At 70.1% G+C, this 1,973-nt stretch carries 3 protein-coding genes; 1 reads left to right on the forward strand and 2 read right to left on the reverse strand.

Features of this window, described 5'->3' with window-relative positions; all coding sequences use genetic code 11:
- The coding region (locus VGR06_RS30900; RefSeq protein WP_327562694.1) for a hypothetical protein at window positions 1-233 on the forward strand (233 nt) is incomplete at its 5' end.
- Between the two features lie 434 nt (window positions 234-667).
- Here VGR06_RS30900 and VGR06_RS30905 read toward each other — a convergent pair.
- Both VGR06_RS30905 and VGR06_RS30910 read right to left on the reverse strand, forming a co-directional pair.
- The gene (locus tag VGR06_RS30905) at window positions 668-1,228 is read right to left on the reverse strand and encodes a pyridoxamine 5'-phosphate oxidase family protein (protein WP_327562695.1); all 561 of its coding nucleotides are present in this window, start codon (window positions 1,226-1,228) and stop codon (window positions 668-670) included.
- 266 nt (window positions 1,229-1,494) lie between these two features.
- A complete protein-coding gene (locus VGR06_RS30910; protein ID WP_327562696.1) occupies window positions 1,495-1,881 on the reverse strand; it encodes a group 1 truncated hemoglobin in 387 nt (128 codons plus the stop codon).
- Window positions 1,882-1,973: the final 92 nt, after the last annotated feature.

The raw sequence follows: 1,973 nt of genomic DNA on the forward strand, positions 1-1,973 counted from the left end.
GCAGACTGCCGCTGGACCCCAATCGCCGACCTCGCCGGGCTGCCCACACCCGCAGAACTACCGTCGCTGATCACCCAGGCGGCCACCTGGGCGAAATCACGCCGCTGAACCCCGCGGCGCAGAGGCTTGCGCCCAAGCCCGCGAACACCGCCATCGACCGATACCTCACCGCCTTCGAGAACGGCACCCTGGCGCCGACCACCTGCGGCTACACGCAGACACCGCTTCCCTGAACGCGGTCCGGTTGATCATTGGTAGTGATCAGAGCGAAGAGGAACCGCCAGGTCACAGGGCATGACCCGAGTTTTCGAGCCGCACAAGCTGCATCACCGCGCTGTCAGCGCGGCAGCCCGTGCTGCTCGCGCTGGACGACGCCCACCTCGCCGATCCGGCGACGATTCAGGCCCTAGATAAGCGAACCGACCGCCTGCTCGACTCGGAAGCCGCGGAAACCCTGCTGGCCGCGATCAAACGGCCTGGCCGAACCCGCCGCCCCGCACGTCGAGCGGGCTCCCCGGAGGTTGACGCGTGTTCCCCGGCAAACGTTTGGTGGCTCGGCAGCTGGGCTTATCGGGCTGGGTGTCGGTTCTGGTCGCCATCGTGTCCGTCGCCATCGTGTCCGATGGGTGCGGAGCGGGGTCTGATCATGGCGGGATGAAGGTCGTGATCAAGTCGCGAAGGACCACCGGGTTGGGGCCCGCATGCCAGTATCCCAGCCGAAGACGACCCGCGGCCGCACCCGGTAGGCCGGCCCGGCGGATCCGGACGAGTCGGCGACTCCGTCGTCGATGGCGACCATGTCCCAGTCGTACTTCGCGTTGTAGGCGGCCAAGAACCGCTGCAACTTCTCCGCCCCTGTGACGGCTGCGGCGATGGCCTCGACGATCAACACCTGATCGCCGCTCCCCAGGTGCACCGTGATCTGCGGGTTGGCGGCAAGGTTGCGCCGCGCCAAGGAGCCGGTGCTGAACCAGAAGCCGTCGGCCAGCCACACCCCCCACACCGGTCGGCTGTGGGGACGGCCATCCTGGCGGGTGGTGGCGATCCAGTAGTTGCGCGCGGCGATCAGACGCTGCTGGGCCCAGGCCCAGGCCCAGGCCCAGGCCCAGGCCCAGGCCCAGGCCCAGGCCCAGGCCCAGGCCCAGGCCCAGGGCAGTAGATCACCCGGCGGCGCGGGCGCGCCGAACAGCACCGGTGGCGCGGCCGTCGGAGTGGGCAACGCATCCATCTCGACCTCCGGTAACCAAGCCGTCCTCTGAGTCGGCCAGCCGTCCCGCGCGATCACGCCGGCCGGTCGCCGCGCCACCGCCACACCGCGAACGCACGGACACCCCGGGGCTGCCAACGATGATCGGCACAAGGAGAGCCCGTCGCTCCTCCTGGTCGTGAGCGGCGGGCCTTCACCGATGCCTTCCGGTGCCTCCACGTACCCCGAGTGTGGCGGCGACGGCAAGCCCCGTCACGCACGATCGGCACGCTCTGACCGCAGCGGGCTCAGGCCGTGAGCGGGAGGCTCTGGGCGGGGGCGGACACGATCTGGTCACGCAGCGGCGCGAGAAGGGCGAGCACGTCGCCGGCCAGTGCCGAGTCGACACCCAGGTCGGCGAGCACGCCGGCGAGGTGGTCGACCGTCCGGCTCCAGGCTTCGGCCGTGACCCCGAGCTGTGCGTGGGCGACCCGCATGTCCCGGCCACGATAGAGGTGCGGCCCGCCGAGTGCGGCGGCCAGGAAGGTCCGCAGGTGCGCCTTAAGGCGCGGCAGGGCCACTCTGTCGAAGTACGGCGCGACGACCGCGTCGGCGAGGAGGCGATCGTAGAGACGATCCACGGCGGCGGCGAGCCTGTCAGATCCGCCGAGCGCGGCGAAGATGGTTGTGCGCATGGTTCCTCCTTTGGATGGCGGGTTCGGCCTGACCAGGCCCTCCCGGTAAAAGCCACCTGGCGTTGTCCTTCCCGAATGCCGATCTGGCGGCC

The sequence above is a fragment of the Actinophytocola sp. genome (assembly GCF_036002505.1).
GTDB lineage: Bacteria > Actinomycetota > Actinomycetes > Mycobacteriales > Pseudonocardiaceae > DASYTH01.

Bases quoted from the DNA above. Each gene is read 5' to 3' on its own strand.
- VGR06_RS30905 (WP_327562695.1), bottom strand. From the start codon at position 1,228: ATGGATGCGTTGCCCACTCCGACGGCCGCGCCACCGGTGCTGTTCGGC.
- VGR06_RS30910 (WP_327562696.1), bottom strand. From the start codon at position 1,881: ATGCGCACAACCATCTTCGCCGCGCTCGGCGGATCTGACAGGCTCGCC.